Annotated in this window: 18 protein-coding genes; 12 read left to right on the top strand and 6 right to left on the bottom strand. The window is 70.8% G+C overall.

What is annotated here, in order from left to right; all coding sequences use genetic code 11:
• Positions 1-150 precede the first annotated feature (150 nt).
• The 3 genes from QFZ76_RS11125 (at position 151) to QFZ76_RS11115 (ending at position 3,459) form a co-directional block, all read left to right on the top strand.
• Positions 151-1,302, top strand: coding sequence for a PP2C family protein-serine/threonine phosphatase (locus tag QFZ76_RS11125; protein ID WP_373464283.1), 1,152 nt, complete (start codon positions 151-153; stop codon positions 1,300-1,302).
• Between the two features lie 196 nt (positions 1,303-1,498).
• On the top strand, positions 1,499-2,839 hold the full coding sequence (locus QFZ76_RS11120; protein WP_266442711.1) for a transcriptional regulator: 1,341 nt from the start codon (positions 1,499-1,501) through the stop codon (positions 2,837-2,839).
• Positions 2,840-2,913: 74 nt separating this feature from the next.
• Positions 2,914-3,459: an NUDIX hydrolase gene (locus tag QFZ76_RS11115; protein ID WP_266442714.1), complete on the top strand. Its 546-nt coding sequence runs from the start codon at positions 2,914-2,916 to the stop codon at positions 3,457-3,459.
• Positions 3,460-3,482: 23 nt separating this feature from the next.
• Here QFZ76_RS11115 and QFZ76_RS11110 read toward each other — a convergent pair whose 3' ends face one another.
• Both QFZ76_RS11110 and QFZ76_RS11105 read right to left on the bottom strand, forming a co-directional pair.
• Positions 3,483-3,740, bottom strand: coding sequence for a hypothetical protein (locus QFZ76_RS11110; RefSeq protein ID WP_266442717.1), 258 nt, complete (start codon positions 3,738-3,740; stop codon positions 3,483-3,485).
• 180 nt (positions 3,741-3,920) lie between these two features.
• Entirely contained in the window at positions 3,921-4,781 is an 861-nt protein-coding gene (locus QFZ76_RS11105) for a 3-hydroxybutyryl-CoA dehydrogenase (RefSeq protein WP_307673565.1), read from the bottom strand.
• A gap of 181 nt (positions 4,782-4,962) precedes the next feature.
• Between QFZ76_RS11105 and QFZ76_RS11100 the strand changes: the two genes are divergently transcribed.
• Positions 4,963-6,201, top strand: a complete 1,239-nt coding sequence (locus QFZ76_RS11100; protein WP_307673564.1) for a glycoside hydrolase family 10 protein — start codon at positions 4,963-4,965, stop codon at positions 6,199-6,201.
• A gap of 16 nt (positions 6,202-6,217) precedes the next feature.
• On the opposite strand, the gene QFZ76_RS11095 is transcribed toward QFZ76_RS11100, so the two are convergent.
• Together QFZ76_RS11095 and QFZ76_RS11090 are read right to left on the bottom strand one after the other, a co-directional pair.
• Positions 6,218-6,412 carry a DUF1918 domain-containing protein gene (locus QFZ76_RS11095; protein ID WP_266442723.1) on the bottom strand — a complete coding sequence of 65 codons (195 nt, stop codon included), beginning with the start codon at positions 6,410-6,412 and terminating at the stop codon, positions 6,218-6,220.
• 95 nt (positions 6,413-6,507) lie between these two features.
• Positions 6,508-7,452, bottom strand: a complete 945-nt coding sequence (locus QFZ76_RS11090) for a DMT family transporter (protein ID WP_307673563.1) — start codon at positions 7,450-7,452, stop codon at positions 6,508-6,510.
• Here QFZ76_RS11090 and QFZ76_RS11085 point away from each other — a divergent pair.
• The 3 genes from QFZ76_RS11085 to QFZ76_RS11075 all read left to right on the top strand — a co-directional run bounded on the left by QFZ76_RS11085 (position 7,451) and on the right by QFZ76_RS11075 (position 10,043).
• Positions 7,451-8,944, top strand: coding sequence for a PLP-dependent aminotransferase family protein (locus QFZ76_RS11085; protein ID WP_307673562.1), 1,494 nt, complete (start codon positions 7,451-7,453; stop codon positions 8,942-8,944). The genes QFZ76_RS11090 and QFZ76_RS11085 overlap by 2 nt on opposite strands.
• Complete coding sequence (locus tag QFZ76_RS11080) at positions 8,941-9,381, top strand: GNAT family N-acetyltransferase (RefSeq protein WP_307673561.1); 441 nt, start codon at positions 8,941-8,943, stop codon at positions 9,379-9,381. The genes QFZ76_RS11085 and QFZ76_RS11080 overlap by 4 nt, the downstream gene beginning before the upstream one ends.
• Positions 9,382-9,449: 68 nt before the next feature.
• Complete coding sequence (locus tag QFZ76_RS11075; RefSeq protein ID WP_307673560.1) at positions 9,450-10,043, top strand: histidine phosphatase family protein; 594 nt, start codon at positions 9,450-9,452, stop codon at positions 10,041-10,043.
• Here QFZ76_RS11075 and QFZ76_RS11070 read toward each other — a convergent pair.
• The gene (locus tag QFZ76_RS11070) at positions 10,025-10,474 is read right to left on the bottom strand and encodes a DUF6314 family protein (protein WP_307673559.1); all 450 of its coding nucleotides are present in this window, start codon (positions 10,472-10,474) and stop codon (positions 10,025-10,027) included. The two genes, QFZ76_RS11075 and QFZ76_RS11070, sit on opposite strands and share 19 nt — an antisense overlap.
• Positions 10,475-10,640: 166 nt before the next feature.
• Here QFZ76_RS11070 and QFZ76_RS11065 point away from each other — a divergent pair, with 166 nt between their 5' ends.
• Positions 10,641-13,124: an alpha-L-arabinofuranosidase C-terminal domain-containing protein gene (locus QFZ76_RS11065; protein ID WP_307673558.1), complete on the top strand. Its 2,484-nt coding sequence runs from the start codon at positions 10,641-10,643 to the stop codon at positions 13,122-13,124.
• A gap of 66 nt (positions 13,125-13,190) precedes the next feature.
• On the opposite strand, the gene QFZ76_RS11060 is transcribed toward QFZ76_RS11065, so the two are convergent.
• Entirely contained in the window at positions 13,191-13,508 is a 318-nt protein-coding gene (locus QFZ76_RS11060) for a hypothetical protein (protein ID WP_307673557.1), read from the bottom strand.
• A gap of 88 nt (positions 13,509-13,596) precedes the next feature.
• On the opposite strand from QFZ76_RS11060, the gene argC reads away from it, so the two are divergent.
• The 4 genes from argC to QFZ76_RS11040 are packed head-to-tail and all read left to right on the top strand — an operon-like array spanning position 13,597 to position 17,886.
• Positions 13,597-14,625, top strand: a complete 1,029-nt coding sequence (argC, locus tag QFZ76_RS11055) for an N-acetyl-gamma-glutamyl-phosphate reductase (protein ID WP_307673556.1) — start codon at positions 13,597-13,599, stop codon at positions 14,623-14,625.
• Positions 14,622-15,773, top strand: a complete 1,152-nt coding sequence (argJ, locus tag QFZ76_RS11050) for a bifunctional glutamate N-acetyltransferase/amino-acid acetyltransferase ArgJ (protein ID WP_307673555.1) — start codon at positions 14,622-14,624, stop codon at positions 15,771-15,773. The genes argC and argJ overlap by 4 nt, the downstream gene beginning before the upstream one ends.
• Positions 15,770-16,693, top strand: coding sequence for an acetylglutamate kinase (gene argB / locus QFZ76_RS11045; RefSeq protein ID WP_307673554.1), 924 nt, complete (start codon positions 15,770-15,772; stop codon positions 16,691-16,693). The genes argJ and argB overlap by 4 nt, the downstream gene beginning before the upstream one ends.
• Positions 16,690-17,886 (top strand): acetylornithine transaminase, encoded by a 1,197-nt coding sequence (locus QFZ76_RS11040; protein WP_307673553.1) that lies wholly within the window; start codon positions 16,690-16,692, stop codon positions 17,884-17,886. Before argB ends, QFZ76_RS11040 begins: the two co-directional genes overlap by 4 nt.
• The last annotated feature ends 8 nt before the right edge of the window (positions 17,887-17,894 follow it).

Raw genomic sequence — 17,894 nt, 5'->3', positions numbered from 1 at the left:
GGCGTAGCCCCCCCCACACCCCCCATCTCACTCAATCGGGTGAGTTCTCCCAGTGATGTGGCCCTACTGGGTCATATGGTCGACAGAATCGGACCGGCCTTTCGGGGTCGGTCCGATTGCGCTGGCAGGCCTAATTGGGGGGCCATCGGCATGATCCGCATCAAGGCTGGGGCGCTCCGCAGGGCAGGGCGGACCCGGACGGACTCACGGGGGCCCGGTCACCGCTGCCTTCCCGGGTGGCTCCGGACCAGTGCCCGTCGGTCGCCGCGGCGGGCGATCTCGCTCGGGTTGCCCACGGCCTGGGGCGCCGTCGCGATCACGTACAAGCTGGTGTGTCCGCTCGCCCAGCAGAACGGCTTGGGCGCGCGCGTCGTCACCAGCGCGGTCTTCTTCGCCGTCGGCACCGGGCTGATCCTCCATGTCCGGCACACCTTGATGCGCGAGCTCCGGCAGGCCCGGCAGGTCGCGGGCGCCGCCCAGCGTGTGCTGTTGCGGCCGCTGCCGCCGCGCGTCGAAGGGCTGAACATCGCCGCCGCCCAGCTGTCCGCGGACCGTGGGGCGATCATCGGCGGCGATCTGTACGAGGTGGTCGCCACCGAACACGGCGTACGGGTGGTGATGGGTGACGTCCGCGGACACGGGCTCGGGGCGATCGGCACCGCCGCCGCCGTCCTCGGCAGCTTCCGCGAGGCCGTCCACGACGAGGCCGGACTCGACGGTGTGCTGCGCCGGCTGGAACGCGCCCTGGCCCGGCACCTGCGCGAGCGCGCTCGCGCCGAGCACCCGTCGGCCGGACCGGCGTCCGACAACCCGGTCGCCGAGGAGTTCGTGACCGTACTGCTGCTGGAGATCGGCCGGGACGGCGAGGTCCGGGCGCTGAACTGCGGTCACCCGTGGCCGTATCTGCTGAGCGGTATCCGGGTCGAACCGCTCGCCCGTGCGGATCCCCTTCCGCCCCTCGGCCCGTTCCCGCTGCCGGCCGAACTGCCCGCGCTGCACTGCGGCCACCTGCTGCCGGGAGAGACCCTGGTCCTGCACACGGACGGCGCCGAGGATGCGAGGGATGCGTGTGGCCGGTTCTTTTCCCTGTCCGAAGCACTGTCCCGGGCGGTCCACGGCAGCCCCGGCGCCGCCCCTCAGGTCGTCCTGGGCTCGGTCTTCAGCGCGCTCCTGCGCCATGCCGGGGGCACACCGGCGGATGACGTCGCCTTACTGGTACTTCACAACGACCGCCAAGTACGCCATGCCTTGGGAAACGCACGACCCGCCACCACAAATCCACAGCCGACGACACACGGTTAGCCGCCCGGACGCCGGACCGCCGCACTGTACGAGGGGGAGCCGGCGGCCCGGCCGGCCTCTTGCGAGGCATTTCAGTCAACCGGCTGGAAACTCTCCGCGACAGTGTGCACACGGTGCGGATTCGAGTACTCCGTTCACACCCCGTGTGAAGGCCGACCCACTACTCTGACGGCACCGAGCCACCCGGGGGCATCCCATGCAGCCCAACACTCTGCTCGACGCGATCCTGGACGAGGCGGGCATCTCGCACGCGGGACTCGCCGCCCATGTGAACCAGGCGGGCCGGGCGCGCGGCCTCGCGCTCAGATACGAACACACCGCCGTGGCGCGGTGGTTGAAGGGGCAGCGGCCCCGCGGGCAGGTTCCCGACCTGATCTGCGAGGTGCTCGCCCGTCGACTGCACCGCCCCGTCACCCTCGACGACATCGGGCTCGGGGTGCCCGGCGAGCCGTCCGCCCCGCACGGCACGTCGCTGTCCGGGTTCGTGGAGCGGGCCACCGCCCTGTGGCGCTCCGACGAGCAGCAGCGCCCGCACATCCTGGGCGCTCCCGCCGTCACCGGCACGCCCGCCGTGATGCCCGTGTGGGAGTGGGAGAACCCGCCCGAGGACGTCGACGTCTCGCGGGGCGGCCGGCACCGGGTCACCTCGGCCGACATCGAGATGCTGCGCGCGGCCCGTACGCACTACGAGCAGATGTACCGCAAGGCCGGCGGTGTCGCGACCCGCACCCGGATCGTGGGCTTCCTGAACGCCGAGGCCGCCCCGCTGCTGCGCGGCAGCTACACCGACGAGACGGGCCGTCAACTGCACCGGGCCACCGGCGGGTTGGTGGCGGTCGCCGGGATCTGCGCGTACGACTCGGACGCGCACGGTCTCGCCCAGCGCTACTTCCACCAGGCGCTCCGGCTCGCGAAGGCCAGCGGGGACCGGGGGCTCGGCGCCTACGTGATCGCGCTCCTCGTCAACCAGGCGCTGTTCATGCGGGAGTACCGGCAGGCCGTCGCCTTCGCGGAGGCCGCGCTGCGCGCCGCCGGACGGCACATCACCCCGGCGCTCGCCTCCGACCTGTACGCGATGCAGGCGAAGGCGTACGCCCACCTCGGCGACGGCACGAGCGCGCTGTCCTGCATCCGGCGGGCCGAGCAGGCCGCCGAACGCATCCGGCGCGGATACGAGCCGGACGAGACGGGCTATGTCCAGCCGGGACTCGTCAACGTCCAGGTGGCGGAGGCGCTGTTGAGCCTCGGCGAGGTGGCGGCGGCACGGGAGCACGCCATGGCCGCCGTCGACAACCCCGCCCACGACCGGGGCCGGGTGCACCGGCTCGCCATGCTCAGCACGATCGAACTGCGTCAGGGCAACGCCGACAAGGCGGTGGCCATCGCGGTCCAGATGGCCGAACAGGCCCGGGGAATGGAGTCCCAGCGCCTGCGCGACAGACTCAGAGCGGTGCGCGAACACCTCGTGCGCAGCGGCTGCGCGGGCACGGCCGAGGCCGCCGCACTCATCGACGGTGCACTGCGCGTGCCGCTGTAGACGGGCGCACGACCACCGACACTCATCGTTCCTGCTGCGATATTGCCACTTACTCGACGGAAGGTGGCAGAACCGTGCAGTGGACGAAACAGAACGAACAAACTGTGTATGCGAACCGCTGGTTCAGCGTCAATCTCGCGGATGTCGAGCTGCCGGACGGTCGGCACCTCGATCACTTTCTGATACGGCTGCGGCCCGTTGCCGTGGCCACGGTGGTGAACCAGGCCAATGAGGTCCTCCTCCTGTGGCGCCACCGCTTCATCACCGACAGTTGGGGGTGGGAACTCGCGGCGGGTGTGGTCGAGGACGGCGAGGACATCGCCGTCGCGGCCGCCAGGGAACTCGAGGAAGAGACCGGCTGGCGGCCGGGACCCCTGCGCCACCTGATGAGCGTGGAGCCGTCCAACGGGCTCACCGACGCCCGGCACCACATCTACTGGGCCGACGAGGGCGAGTACCTCGGACACCCCGTGGACGACTTCGAGTCGGACCGCCGGGAGTGGGTCCCCCTCAAACTCGTCCCCGACATGGTCGCCCGCGGCGAGGTCCCGGCCGCGAACATGGCGGCCGCGTTACTGCTGCTGCATCATCTCCGGCTCGGGCAGGACGCCATGCCCTGATCCCCCCGCGTCCTGGAGCCGCCCTAGCGCCCCAGGGCCTGCCAGACCGTCACGACGAGCGCGCCCACGGCGGTGAGTACCGCTACCGCGGGCAACGGCCAGCGGGCGTGCTCCAGGGCGACGATCCGGCTGCTCAGGTCGTCGACTTCCTTGTCCGTCTCCTCCGTGCGATGACTGAGCAGAGCCAGTCCGCCCTCGACCCTCGCGTAGGCGACGTCGAGGCGGCGCCGTAACTCTGCGAGTTCGCCGTGGACCACAGGATGCTCGGGGTCGGTGGTCACGAGTCCGTTCCTTTCTGTAGTCGTCTCATCCCTTGCATGCGCATGAAGAGTCAACTCGCCTGGTGGACACGTGGGGAGAGTGTGCGAGGGGCATATGCGGGCCCGGTGCGCACACGCCGTGTGAATGCGGTGGGCCCGGCGCTCCGCAGAGGGCCGGGCCTTTTGAGCCACCGTGCGTAATCAGCCGTAGGTGTAGAAGCCCGAGCCCGACTTCCGGCCGAGCCGGCCCGCGTCGACCATGCGCTGCAGCAGCGGGGGAGCGGCGTACAGCGGCTCCTTGTACTCCTCGTACATCGAGAACGCCACGGAGGCGACCGTGTCCAGACCGATCAGGTCTGCCAGCTTCAGCGGGCCCATCGGGTGGGCACAGCCGAGCTCCATGCCGTTGTCGATGTCCTCGCGGCTGGCGATGCCCGACTCGAACATCCGGATCGCGGAGAGGAGATACGGGATCAGCAGCGCGTTGACCACGAAGCCGGAGCGGTCCTGGGCGCGGATGGCGTGCTTGCCGAGCACCTTCTCGGCGAAGACCTGGGCGCGGCCGAGCGTGCCCTCGGAGGTGGTGAGCGCCGGGATCAGCTCGACCAGCTTCTGTACCGGGGCCGGGTTGAAGAAGTGGATGCCGATGACGTGGTCGGGCCGCGAGGTGGCGACCGCCAGCCTCACCAGGGGGATGGAGGAGGTGTTGGAGGCCAGGATCGCGTCGGGCCGGGTCACGACCTGGTCGAGCACCTGGAAGATCTCGGTCTTGACCAGCTCGTTCTCGACGACGGCCTCGATCACCAGGTCGCGGTCCGCGAACTCGCCGAGGTCGGTGGTGAAGCTGAGGCGCGCCAGCGTGGCGTCCCGCTCCTCCTCGGAGATCTTGCCGCGCTCGGCGGCCTTCGCCAGGGAGTTGAACAGCCGGGTCCGGCCGATCTCCAGGGCCTCGCCGGTGGTCTCGGCGACCTTCACGTCCAGGCCGGCACGGGCGCACACCTCGGCGATGCCCGCTCCCATCTGGCCGCAGCCGACCACTCCGACGCGCTCGATGTCGGTCACATCGTCCCTTTCGCTGGTCTACGGACGTGAGCAGGACCCGTGGGTCCGGTGCCTGCTCCGTTCGTGCACGTTACCGCCAAGTATCGATGATCGATCGCCGGGGGTGCGGCATCCGTCGGGCATCCTGGGGCGCGGAGACGGTCCGTGACCGCGCGGATCCGTGGTGTTCGGGGGTGTGCAGATGGGACGAGTGTCACGCCGGGCGTTCGCGCTGGCCGCGCTGGCGACGCTCACGACGGGCTCGGCCGGCGCGAAGGCCGCGCCGGGCAGGCGGTCGGTGCGGCCGCGGAAGGCCGCCGAGATGCGGGGCGTGTGGCTGGCGACCGTGCAGAACCGGGACTGGCCCTCGCGGCCGGGCCTGAGCGCGGCGGCCCAGCGGGCCGAACTGGTCGCCCACCTCGACAAGGCTGCCGAGACCGGTCTCAACACGGTGATCTTCCAGGTGCGGCCCACCGCCGACGCCTTGTGGCCCTCGCCGTACGAGCCCTGGTCGCAGTACCTCACCGGAACCCAGGGCAAGCACCCGGGCTGGGACCCGCTGGGCACGGCCGTCGAGGAGGCGCACGCCCGCGGACTGGAACTGCACGCCTGGTTCAACCCGTACCGGATCGCGGGCCACGCGGACCCGGACAAGCTCGTCAGGACCCACCCCGCCCGCCGGCATCCGAACTGGGTGGTGACGTACGGCGGGAAGCTCTACTACAACCCGGGACTGCCCGAGGTCCGCGCCTTCGTCCAGGACGCGATGCTCGACGCGGTGGCCAAGTATCCCGTCGATGCCGTGCACTTCGACGACTACTTCTACCCGTATCCCGTGGCGGGCCAGACCTTCGACGACGGCGAGGCCTACGACAGGTACGGCGGCGGCTTCCCCAGCCGGGCCGCCTGGCGGCGCGACAACATCGACCTGCTGGTGCGCGAGACCTCGGCCCGGATCAAGACGGTGCGGCCCGCCGCGCGCTTCGGCATCAGCCCCTTCGGGGTGTGGCGCAACGACACCACCGACCCGCGCGGCTCGCAGACCCGGGCGCTGCAGGCGTACGACGACCTGTACGCGGACACCCGCCAGTGGGTCCGCAAGAACTGGATCGACTACATCGTCCCCCAGCTGTACTGGAACATCGGCTTCGCCGCCGCCGACTACGCGAAGCTGCTGCCCTGGTGGGCGGAGGTGGCCAGGGGCACCGGAACGCAGTTGTACGCCGGTGAGGCGCTGTACAAGGCGGGCGACCCGGCGCAGTCCGAGGCCTGGCAGGACCCCGCCGAACTGTCCCGGCACCTCTTCCTCGCCCAGGACCACCCCGAGGTGCGCGGACATGTGTTCTTCGCCGCCGGGGAAGTGACGACGGACCCCGTCGGCGCCATGGCGCGGGTGGTCGCCGACCACTACGCGCGGCCGGCGAGGATCCCGGGGGACTAGGGCCTGCAGTACGGCCTTAGCGGTTCATTTCCTTGTGCCGGATCTCGGTGTCGGGGCCCGGGGAACACACTCCCTCGTGCCCGTCCTCGAAGCGGACGCGGTACGGGGGGTTGCCCTCCTGACCCATCACTTCGACGATCTCGCCGATCTTGTCCTGTTGTCCGACCACCCTGCCGTGCTGGACAAGCTGGTCGCCCACGGTTGCACGCATCTTTCGGGCCTCCTCACCATCTGCGGAAGCAGCGGTCCGTGTGGCCTTGAGTTTACGGCGCGGGGGCCCGGTCGGGACCTGTGCGTGCGCGCCGTTCAGCCTCGCGCCCGCTGGGTCACGGCGATGCACACGAGCACCGCCGCGGCCGTCAACGGTGCGGCCACCGTCAGGTGCTCACCCAGCAGCAGCACCGACCACACCAGTGTGAGCAGCGGCTGGGCCAACTGCAACTGGCTGGCTTTGGGGATGCCGATGACGGCCATGCCCCGGTACCAGACGACGAGCCCCAGGAACTGCGAGCCCGCCGAGACCCACAGCAGCCCGGCCACGCTGTGCGCGGTGAGGTGGACGGGTTCGTACGACAGCGCCACCGCGGCGGCGGGCACGGCGAGCGGCAGACACAGCACCAGCGCCCAGCCGATGACCTGCCAGCCCGGCATGCCCCGGGCCAGCCGGCCGCCCTCGGTGTAGCCGGCCGCGCACACCAGCAGGGCCCCGAAGAGGTAGACGTCGGCGGTGCTGAGGGCGCCGCCGCTCTGCTGCACGGTGAAGGCGGCCACCGCGGCCGCGCCCGCGAGCGCCGCCGCCCAGAAGGTGCGGGAGGGACGCGTGCCCATGCGCAGGGCCGCGAAGAGAGCGGTGGTCAGCGGGAGCAGGCCGACCACGACGGCGGCGTGCGCGGTGGTCGAGGTCTGAAGGGCGAGGGTGCTCAGCAGCGGGAAACCGACGACGACACCGGCGGCGACCACCGCGAGGCCCGGCCAGTGGCGCCGGGCGGGCACCGGTACGCGGAGCGCGAGCAGACAGCCGCCCGCGATCAGCGCCGCGAGGACGCTGCGCACGGCGACCAGGGACCAGGCGCCGAAGCCCTCCAGGCCCCAGGCGGTGGCGGGGAAGGTGAGGGAGAAGGCGACGACGCCGAGGGCGGCCTGGAGGGTGCCGGCGGTGATCGTGCCGCTCGTGCCGCCCGTGCCGCTCGTTCCGTTCGGGGTGGCGACCGCTATCGGGGTGGGCGCAGTAGCGCTACTCTCTGCTCTCATGCAAGAGCGTAGCAGTGTGGGTGATCTGGTGAATCAGCTGCGTCGGGAGCTGGACCGCTACTCACCCGGTGGAAAGCTCCCGTCGAGCCGGGCCCTCGTCGAACGCTTCCGGGTCAGCCCGGTGACCGTCTCGCGGGCCCTCGCTCAACTGGCCGCCGAGGGGCTCGTGGTCACCCGCCCCGGTGCCGGCGCCTTCCGGGCCCGGCCGCGCCCGGAGGCCGCCGCTGCGGGCGACACGTCCTGGCAGGAGGTCGCCCTCAGCGCGGACAGCGCCGCCGAGCTCGTACCCCGCTCGGTGGACGCGTCCGGTGTGCTGGTCTCGCTGGCCGCCCCGGCCTCAGGGGTGATCGAGTTCAACGGTGGCTATCTGCATCCGTCCTTGCAGCCGGAGCGGGCGATGGCCGCGGCGCTGTCCCGCGCGGGCCGCCGCCCCGGAGCGTGGGGACGGCCGCCGGTGGAGGGGCTGCCGGAGCTGCGTGAGTGGTTCGCGCGGAGCATCGGCGGGCCCGGTGGGGGAGTCACGGCCGCGGAGGTGCTGGTCACCTCGGGCGGCCAGTCGGCGCTGGCCACCGCGCTGCGCGCCCTCGCTCCGCCCGGAGCGCCCGTGCTCGTCGAGTCGCCCACCTACCCGGGCATGCTGGCGATCGCCCGCGCGGCCGGTCTGCGCCCGGTCCCGGTCCCGGTCGACGCGGACGGCGTACGGCCGTCCCTGCTCGCCGACGCGTTCCGGGCCACCGGCGCCCGGGTGTTCGTCTGCCAGCCGCTGTTCCAGAACCCGACCGGTGCCGTGCTCGCCCCCGAGCGGCGCGGCGAGGTGCTGCGCATCGCGCGCGCGGCGGGCGCGTTCGTCGTCGAGGACGACTTCGTACGACGGCTCGTGCACGAGGACGCGGCAGAGCTGCCGCGTCCGCTGGCCGCCGACGACCCCGACGGCGTCGTCGTCCACGTCGGCTCGCTGACCAAGGCGACCTCGCCCAGCTTCCGGGTGAGCGCGCTCGCCGCGCGCGGGCCGGTGCTGGAGCGGCTGCGCGCCATCCAGGTCGTCGACACCTTCTTCGTGCCCCGGCCCCTGCAGGAGGCGGCCCTCGAACTGGTCGGCTCGCCCGCCTGGCCGCGCCATCTGCGCACGCTCTCGGCGGAGTTGAAGGTCCGCCGGGACACGATGACGGCCGCGCTGCGGCTCGGCCTCCCCGAACTCGCCCTCCCGCACATCCCGTCCGGCGGCTACCACCTGTGGCTCCGCCTCCCCGACGGGACGGACGAGGTCGCCCTGGTGGCGGCCGCCCTGCGCGCAGGCGTCGCGATCACCCCCGGCCGCCCCTACTTCAGCGCCGAACCGCCCGCCGGACACGTGCGGTTGAGCTTCGCGGCGGTGTCGGGCACGGGGGAGATCACGGAAGGGGTACGGCGGCTTCGTACGGCCTGTGACGAGGTGCTCCCCTCGAAAACCGCTCGACGCCGCCCTCCGACGGCTGCGAATCTCCCCGCATGAGCGATGTCGACACCCCGCCCCTCGCCGAGGGCTACGAGATCTCCACCGACCCCGACCGCATCGACGCCGAGCGGGTGCACCGCTGGCTGTCCACCGACGCGTACTGGGCGATCGGGCGGCCCCGCGAGAAGCAGGACCGGGCGATCGACGGCTCGCTCAATTTCGGGGTGTACGAGATAGTTTCGGGCGAACAGGTGGCGTATGCCCGCATTATCACTGACCGGGCGACCTTCGCGTGGCTGTGCGATGTGTACGTCGACCCGTCGGTGCGCGGCAAGGGGATCGGGACGGCGCTCGTCGGGGCCGTACGGGAGCGGCTGCGGCCGTACGGGCTGCGGCGGATCCTGCTCGCCACGCACGACGCCCACGGGGTGTACGAGAGGCTCGGGTTCGCGCCGCTGGAGAAGCCGGACCAGTGGATGGCGCTGATGCTGTAGCGGGCCCGCTCTGATAATTCCCGGTAACACCTCTTGACCTGCGGACTTCCGCGTCTCACCATCGCCGCATGCAACTACGGGTCACGTTCGTCGCCGCCGCGCGCAGCTCCCCGCTGCTCGCCGAACGCTTCGAGGACGACCGTCCGCTGGACCAGGCCGGCTGGGACGAGGTGCTGCGCGTCGCCCAGGACCTGATCCCGCTCGCGGCGGCCGAGCTGCGGTATTGCTCGCCGACCCCGCGCAGCCGCGCCACCGGGGATGCCCTCGGTTACGCGCCGCTGGTGCAACTGGCCCTGCGGGACTGTGCCATGGGGCGTTGGCGCGGGCTGACGCTCGGCGAGGCGATGGCCCGCGAGCCGGCGGCCGTGGACGCCTGGCTCGCCGACCCGAACGGCATGCCGCACGGTGGTGAGTCGCTGCGGGAGTTCATCGCCCGGGTCGGGAACTGGCTGGACACCCGGCCCGTCGAGGACGGTGGCCGGATCGTGGCCGTGGCCGAGCCCTCGGTGATCCGCGCCGCCCTGGTGTACGCGCTGAAGGCGCCGCCCTCGTCGTACTGGAACATCGACGTCCGCCCGCTGTCGACGACCGTCGTCACGGGCCGGGCGGGGCGCTGGAACCTCCGCCTCGACGGGGTGTCGGCTCAGCCCTCGCGGGCGTAGTCGGTGGTCAGGACCAGGTCCTTCGCGGGGCCGCCCACGCGCCACACGGTCCGCCAGTGGTCCTGGCCGCGGACGGTGAACTCCCCGCGGTAGAGGTCGGCCGAGCAGGGATGGTCGGCGACGTGGTGTCCCGAGGTCAGGTCCAGGTCGTGGAAGGGCCGCCCGTCGGCGAAGCGCACGTCCGCCGAACCGTGTGAGCGGCCCGGCGCCGGCAGGAAGCGCAGGGTGCGCTCGGCGGGGCGGGGGACGCCCTGCCAGGTGAAGGTGCCGGACTCGTGGTGCAGCAGTCCGCCGTCGTCCAGCGGGCTGAAAGTCGTCGTACCGGAGAAGTGGCCCTCCGCGCCGCTCGTCAGATCCCGCACGGATCGCTCCACGCGCCAGCTCCCGGACAGGTATGCCAGCACGTCCGGCACTGGCCAGAACTCACCCATCCCCTGCTGACCTCCGTCACATCCGTTGTTGTGCGATCCATTGACGCGTCCCTGCCCCCTCCCTATCTTGCCGTTCGAAGTGCTGATCATTGTCCGGTATTTCGAACCGCTTGCCCGTGTGCATCACTGCACGCACAACTCCACACCCCTGAGCCGCGGAGTATCCATGTCACGCACCCGCACCCGCTGGAGACTCGGTCTCACGGCCACCGCCTTGCTGGTGGCCGCCGGTCTGGTCCCGGCACCCGCGCACGCCGAGGACGTCACCGACTACGCGATCACCGTCGACCCGACCGCCAAGGGCGCCAAGATCGACGACACGATGTACGGCGTGTTCTTCGAGGACATCAACCGGGCCGCCGACGGCGGTCTGTACGCCGAGCTCGTGCAGAACCGGTCCTTCGAGTACTCCACCGCCGACAACACCTCGTACACACCCCTCACCTCCTGGACGGTGGACGGCACCGCGCAGGTCGTGAACGACGACGGCCGGCTCAACGAGCGCAACCGCAACTACCTCTCCGTGGGCGCCGGTTCGTCGGTCACGAACGCCGGCTACAACACCGGCATCCACGTGGACGAGGGCAAGAAGTACGACTTCTCGGTGTGGGCCCGCGCCACCGGCGGCAGCACCCTCACCGTCACCCTCCAGGACGCGGACGGCACGCTGGCCACCGCCCGCACGGTGGCCGTGACGAAGAGCGGCTGGGCCAAGTACACCGCCACGTTCACCGCGACCCGCACCAGCAGCAACGGCCGGCTCGCCGTGGCCTCCTCCGCCGCGGCCGCCCTCGACATGGTGTCCCTCTTCCCGCGCGACACCTACAAGCACCAGCCGAACGGCCTGCGCAAGGACCTCGCCGAGAAGGTCGAGACCCTCCACCCGGGCTTCCTGCGCTTCCCCGGCGGCTGCCTGGTCAACACCGGCTCCATGGAGGACTACAGCGAGGCCTCCGGCTACCAGCGCAAGCGCTCCTACCAGTGGAAGGACACCATCGGCCCGGTCGAGGAGCGCGCCACCAACTCCAACTTCTGGGGCTACAACCAGTCCTACGGCCTCGGCTACTACGAGTACTTCCGCTTCGCCGAGGACATCGGTGCGATGCCCCTGCCCGTCGTCCCGGCCCTGGTGACCGGCTGCGGCCAGAACAAGGCCACCGACGACGAGGCGCTCCTCGAGCGGCACATCCAGGACGCCCTCGACCTCATCGAGTTCGCCAACGGGCCGGTGACCTCGACCTGGGGCAAGAAGCGCGCCCAGATGGGCCACCCCAAGCCCTTCCACCTCACCCACGTCGGGGTCGGCAACGAGGAGAACCTGCCCGTCGAGTTCATGGACCGGTTCAAGCGGTTCCGCGCCGCGATCGAGGCCGAGTACCCCGACATCACCGTCGTCTCCAACTCCGGCCCGGACGACACCGGTCAGACCTTCGACACGGCCTGGCAGCTCAACCGCGAGGCCAAGGTCGACCTGGTCGACGAGCACTACTACAACAGCCCGCAGTGGTTCCTGCAGAACAACAACCGCTACGACTCCTATGACAGGAACGGCCCGAAGGTCTTCCTCGGGGAGTACGCCTCACAGGGCAACGCCTTCAAGAACGGCCTCGCCGAAGCCGCGTTCATGACCGGCCTGGAGCGCAACGCCGACATCGTGAAACTGGCCTCCTACGCCCCGCTGTTCGCCAACGAGGACTACGTGCAGTGGAGCCCGGACATGGTGTGGTTCAACAACCACGCCTCCTGGAACTCCGCCAACTACGAGGTCCAGAAGCTGTTCATGACCAACGTCGGCGACCGGGTGGTGCCCTCCACGGCCACCGGCACGCCCTCGCTGCTCGCCCCCATCACCGGAGCCGTCGGCCTGTCGACGTGGGCGACCACGGCGGCGTACGACGATGTGTTGGTCACCGGCGCGGACGGCACGTCCCTGCTCAGTGACGACTTCGGCGGTGACGCCTCGAAGTGGACCCACACCGGCGGTGGCAGCTGGAGCGTCCAGGACGGGCAGTACGTGCAGAGCGACGTGGCCGCCGAGAACACCATGGTCTCGGCCGGCGACCCGTCCTGGCACGACTACGACCTGCATGTGAAGGCCACCAAGAAGTCCGGCAAGGAGGGCTTCCTCGTCGCCTTCGGAGTCAAGGACACCGGCAACTACTACTGGTGGAACCTGGGTGGCTGGAACAACACCCAGTCCGCCGTCGAACAGGCCGTGGACGGCGGCAAGTCGACGCTGATCTCGAAGGCCGGGTCCATCGAGACGGGGCGCGCCTACGACATCGACGTCAAGGTGCGGGGCCGCCAGGTCACCCTCTATCTCGACGGTCAGGAGTGGGGCAGCTTCACCGACGACAAGCCGGCCGAGCCGTTCCGGCAGGTTGTCACCAAGGACAAGAAGACCGGTGACCTGATCGTCAAGGTCGTCAACGCCCAGTCCTCGGCCGCCCGCACGGCGATCGACCTGGGCGGCGCGAAGGTCGCCTCCCGTGCGAAGGTCACCACGCTGGCCGCCGCGCCGGACGCGGTGAACACGGAGACCGCGACGGCGGTGGCACCGCTGTCGTCCACCTTCTCCGGGGTCGCCGACAGGTTCACGTACACCTTCCCGGCGAACTCGATCACGTTCCTGAGGATCAAGCAGAGGTAGCCGGTCCGGGCGTGGGCCGCGGTCCTTCCGGGGGCGGCGGTCCACGCCCGCCGGCCGCCGCATCCGTCACCGGTGGCAGAACACGCATCCCTCCCAGTGCGGCAGCGCGCTCAGCACCCGGTGCGGTACGCAGCAGGCGACGGCCCCCGTCAGCGGGAGCACGTCGGCGCCCGGCGCGGAGGCGGGCGGCTCGAAGGCCTCGACGATCTGCCGGAAGCGCGCCAGGTATGCGGCCGCGTGGGGCGGCTCGTACCCGAGCTCCTCCCAGTCGAGCTCCCCGAGATCGAACCCGGCCGCGCCCCGCCCCATGACACCCTGGTCCTGGAGCGCCAGCAGGCCCGCGAAGCGGTGGTCCCATTCCTCGGCTCCGAAGGTGTTCCCCATGTCGGGGAGGTTACGGCGATGCCCGGAATGGATTGCATAAACGTGCATCGAAACGTATAGTCATGCCATCAAGAGGAGGATGGATCCCATGGCGGTACGTGCGGCAGTGGCCGGAGCGAGTGGATACGCGGGCGGAGAGCTCCTGCGTCTGCTCCTGGCGCACCCCGAGGTCGAGATCGGCGCCCTGACCGGCAACTCCAACGCCGGACAGCGGCTCGGCGCGCTGCAGCCGCACCTGCTGCCGCTGGCCGACCGCGTGCTTCAGGAGACCACCGCGGACGTCCTCGCCGGACACGATGTCGTCTTCCTCGCCCTGCCGCACGGACAGTCCGCGGCCGTCGCCGAGCAGCTCGGCCCGGAGGTGCTCGTCGTCGACATGGGGGCGGACTTCCGCCTCAAGGACGCCGGTGACTGGGAGAGGTTCTACGGCTCCGCGCACGCCGGCACCTGGCCGTACGGCCTTCCCGAACTGCCGGGTGGCCGCGCCCGGCTTGCGGGGTCCAAGCGCATCGCGGTGCCCGGCTGCTACCCGACCGCCGTCTCCCTCGCGCTGTTCCCGGCGTACGCCGCCTCACTCGCCGAGGCGGAAGCCGTGATCGTCGCCGCCTCCGGGACGTCCGGCGCGGGCAAGGCGCCCAAGCCGAACCTGCTGGGCAGCGAGGTCATGGGCTCCATGTCGCCGTACGGCGTCGGCGGCGTCCACCGGCACACCCCCGAGATGATCCAGAACCTCAGCGCGGCCGCCGGGGAGACCGTCTCCGTCTCCTTCACACCGACCCTCGCGCCGATGCCCCGCGGCATCCTCGCCACCTGTACCGCCAAGGCGAAGCCCGGCGTCACGGCCGAGTCCGTCCGCGCCGTCTATGAGAAGGCCTTCGCCGACGAGCCCTTCGTGTACCTGCTGCCCGAGGGCCAGTGGCCCGCCACGGCGTCCGTCTACGGTTCCAACGCCGTTCAGGTGCAGGTCGCGTACGACGAGGCCGCGGGCCGCATCATCGCGATCAGCGCCATCGACAACCTGACCAAGGGCACCGCGGGCGGTGCCGTCCAGAGCATGAACATCGCCCTCGGGCTCCCCGAGGAGCTCGGTCTCTCGACGATCGGAGTCGCACCGTGAGCGTCACGGCAGCAAAGGGATTCCTGGCGGCGGGCATCGCCGCGGGAATCAAGGAGAACGGCAACCCGGACCTGTCCCTCGTGGTCAACACCGGGCCCCGCCGCGCCGCCGCCGGCGTCTTCACCTCCAACCGCGTCAAGGCCGCTCCCGTCCTGTGGTCCGAGCAGGTCCTCAAGGCCGGCCAGGTCTCCGCCGTCGTCCTCAACTCCGGTGGCGCCAACGCCTGTACGGGGCCGAAGGGCTTCCAGGACACGCACGCCACCGCCGAGAAGGCCGCCGAGGTGCTCGGTCTCGGCGCCGTCGAGGTCGCCGTCGCCTCCACCGGTCTGATCGGCATCCTGCTCCCGATGGACAAGCTGCTGCCGGGCATCGAGCAGGCGGCCGAGGCCCTGAGCGAGCACGGCGGTGAGAAGGCCGCCATCGCGATCAAGACCACCGACTCCGTCCACAAGACGTCCGTCGTCACCAAGGACGGCTGGACCGTGGGCGGCATGGCCAAGGGCGCGGGCATGCTCGCCCCCGGCCTCGCCACCATGCTGGTCGTCCTCACCACCGACGCCGACCTCGACAGCGCGGCCCTGGACCGGGCGCTGCGCGCCGCCACCAAGGTCACCTTCGACCGCGTCGACTCCGACGGCTGTATGTCCACCAACGACACCGTGCTCCTGCTGGCCTCCGGGGCCTCCGAAGTCACCCCGGAGTACGAGGAGTTCGCCGCGGCCGTACGGACCGTCTGCGACGACCTCGGCCAGCAGCTCATCCGGGACGCCGAGGGCGCCAGCAAGGACATCAGGGTCGAGGTGATCAACGCCGCGAGCGAGGACGACGCCGTGGAGGTGGGCCGCTCCATCGCCCGCAACAACCTCCTCAAGTGCGCCATCCACGGCGAGGACCCCAACTGGGGCCGCGTGCTCTCCGCGATCGGCACGACGAAGGCCGCCTTCGACCCCGACGAGCTCAACGTCGCCATCAACGGCGTCTGGGTGTGCAAGAACGGCGGCGTCGGCGAGGACCGGGAGAAGGTCGACATGCGCTACCGCGAGGTGCACATCGTCGCCGACCTCGCGGCCGGCACCGAGACGGCCACCATCTGGACCAACGATCTCACCGCCGACTACGTCCACGAGAACAGCGCGTACTCGTCATGAGCACTACCCGCAAGCACACCGCCCTCCCCAAGGCGCAGATCCTCATCGAGGCGCTGCCCTGGCTGGTGAGGCACAACGGCAAGACGGTCGTCATCAAGTTCGGCGGCAACGCCATGATCGACGAGGACCTGAAGGCCGCCTTCGCGCAGGACGTGGTGTTCCTGCACCACGCCGGCATCAAGCCCGTCGTCGTGCACGGCGGCGGCCCGCAGATCAGCGCCGCCCTCGACAAGCACGGCATCGTCAGCGAGTTCAAGGCGGGCCTCAGGGTCACCACCGAGGACGCCATGGACGTCGTCCGCATGGTGCTGGCCGGACACGTGCAGCGCGAGCTGGTCGGGCTGCTCAACCAGCACGGCCCGCTCGCCGTGGGGCTGACGGGCGAGGACGCGCACACCATCACCGCCGTCAAGCACCAGCCCGAGATCGACGGGGAGCTGGTCGACATCGGGCGGGTGGGCGAGATCACCGACATCGACACGGGCGCGATCGAGGCGCTGCTGGCGGACGGCCGTATCCCGGTCGTCTCGTCGATCGCCCGGAGCCAGGACGATCACCATGTCTACAACGTCAATGCTGATACGGCGGCCGCGGCACTCGCTGCTGCGCTGGGCGCCGAAACCCTCATGGTCCTCACGGACGTCGAGGGCCTCTACGAGGACTGGCCGAACAGCGACGAGGTGATCAGCCGCCTCACGGCCGCCCAACTCGAGAAGCTGCTGCCGGAGTTGAGCTCCGGCATGGTGCCGAAGATGGAGGGCTGCCTGCACGCCGTCCGCAACGGCGTGAACACCGCCCGCGTCATCGACGGCCGGGTCCAGCACTCGATCCTGCTGGAGATCTTCACCGACGAGGGCATCGGCACGATGGTCGTGCCCGACGAAAAGACGGACGCACAGGACGTACAGGGGGAGTCATGAGCAACGAGGAACTGACCGAGCGGTGGCAGGGCTCGCTGATGAACAACTACGGCACTCCGCGGCTGCCCCTCGTGCGCGGCGAGGGCACCAAGCTGTGGGACGCCGACGGCAAGCGGTACCTCGACTTCGTCGGCGGCATCGCGGTCAACGCCCTCGGCCACGCCCACCCGGCGATCGTCGAGGCGGTCAGCACGCAGATCGCCTCCCTCGGCCATGTCTCCAACCTCTTCATCGCCGAGCCGCCCGTCACGCTCGCCGAACGGCTGCTCCAGCACTTCGGCCGCGACGGCAAGGTGTACTTCTGCAACTCCGGGGCCGAGGCCAACGAGGGCGCCTTCAAGATCGGGCGGCTGACCGGGCGCAGCCACATGGTCGCCACCGACGGCGGCTTCCACGGCCGGACCATGGGCGCCCTCGCGCTCACCGGCCAGCCCGGCAAGCAGGAGCCCTTCCTGCCGCTGCCCGGTGACGTCACCCACGTGCCGTACGGCGACCCGCAGGCGCTGGCCGCCGCGGTCACCGAGGAGACCGCCCTCGTCATCATCGAGCCGATCCAGGGCGAGAACGGGGTCGTGGTGCCCCCGGCCGGCTATCTGAAGGCGGCCCGGGCGATCACCGCCGCGACGGGCAGCCTGCTGGTCCTCGACGAGGTGCAGACCGGCATCGGGCGGACCGGGCACTGGTTCGAGTACCAGGCCCACGAGGGCGTCCTGCCGGACGTCGTCACGCTCGCGAAGGGGCTCGGCGGCGGACTGCCGCTCGGCGCGACGGTCGCCTTCGGGCGGGCCGCGGAGCTGCTGCAGCCGGGCCAGCACGGTACGACCTTCGGCGGAAACCCGATCGCCTGCGCGGCCGGGCTCGCCGTACTCGACACGATCGCGGACGAGGGGTTGCTGGAGAACGTCAAGCGGCAGAGCGAGAAGCTGCGGAACGGAATCGAGGGCGCCGACGGCAGTTCACGTCATCCGCTGATCGCACATGTCCGGGGTGCGGGCCTCCTCCTGGGTATCGTGCTCACCGAGCCGCTCGCGCCGAAGGTGCAGCAGGCGGCTCAGGACGCCGGGTTCCTGGTGAACGCGCCCGCCCCTGATGTCGTACGGCTGATGCCGGCGCTGAACCTCGGCGATGACGACGTGGACGCGCTTCTCCAGGCACTGCCCGGCATCCTGGACGTGGCCAAGGGGGACGGATGATCCGGAGA

The organism is Streptomyces sp. V4I2, assembly GCF_030817655.1.
GTDB classification, from domain to species: domain Bacteria; phylum Actinomycetota; class Actinomycetes; order Streptomycetales; family Streptomycetaceae; genus Streptomyces; species Streptomyces plumbiresistens.
The sequence above is the reverse complement of the archived record's forward strand: the minus strand, read 5'-3'. Positions and strand labels throughout refer to the sequence as shown.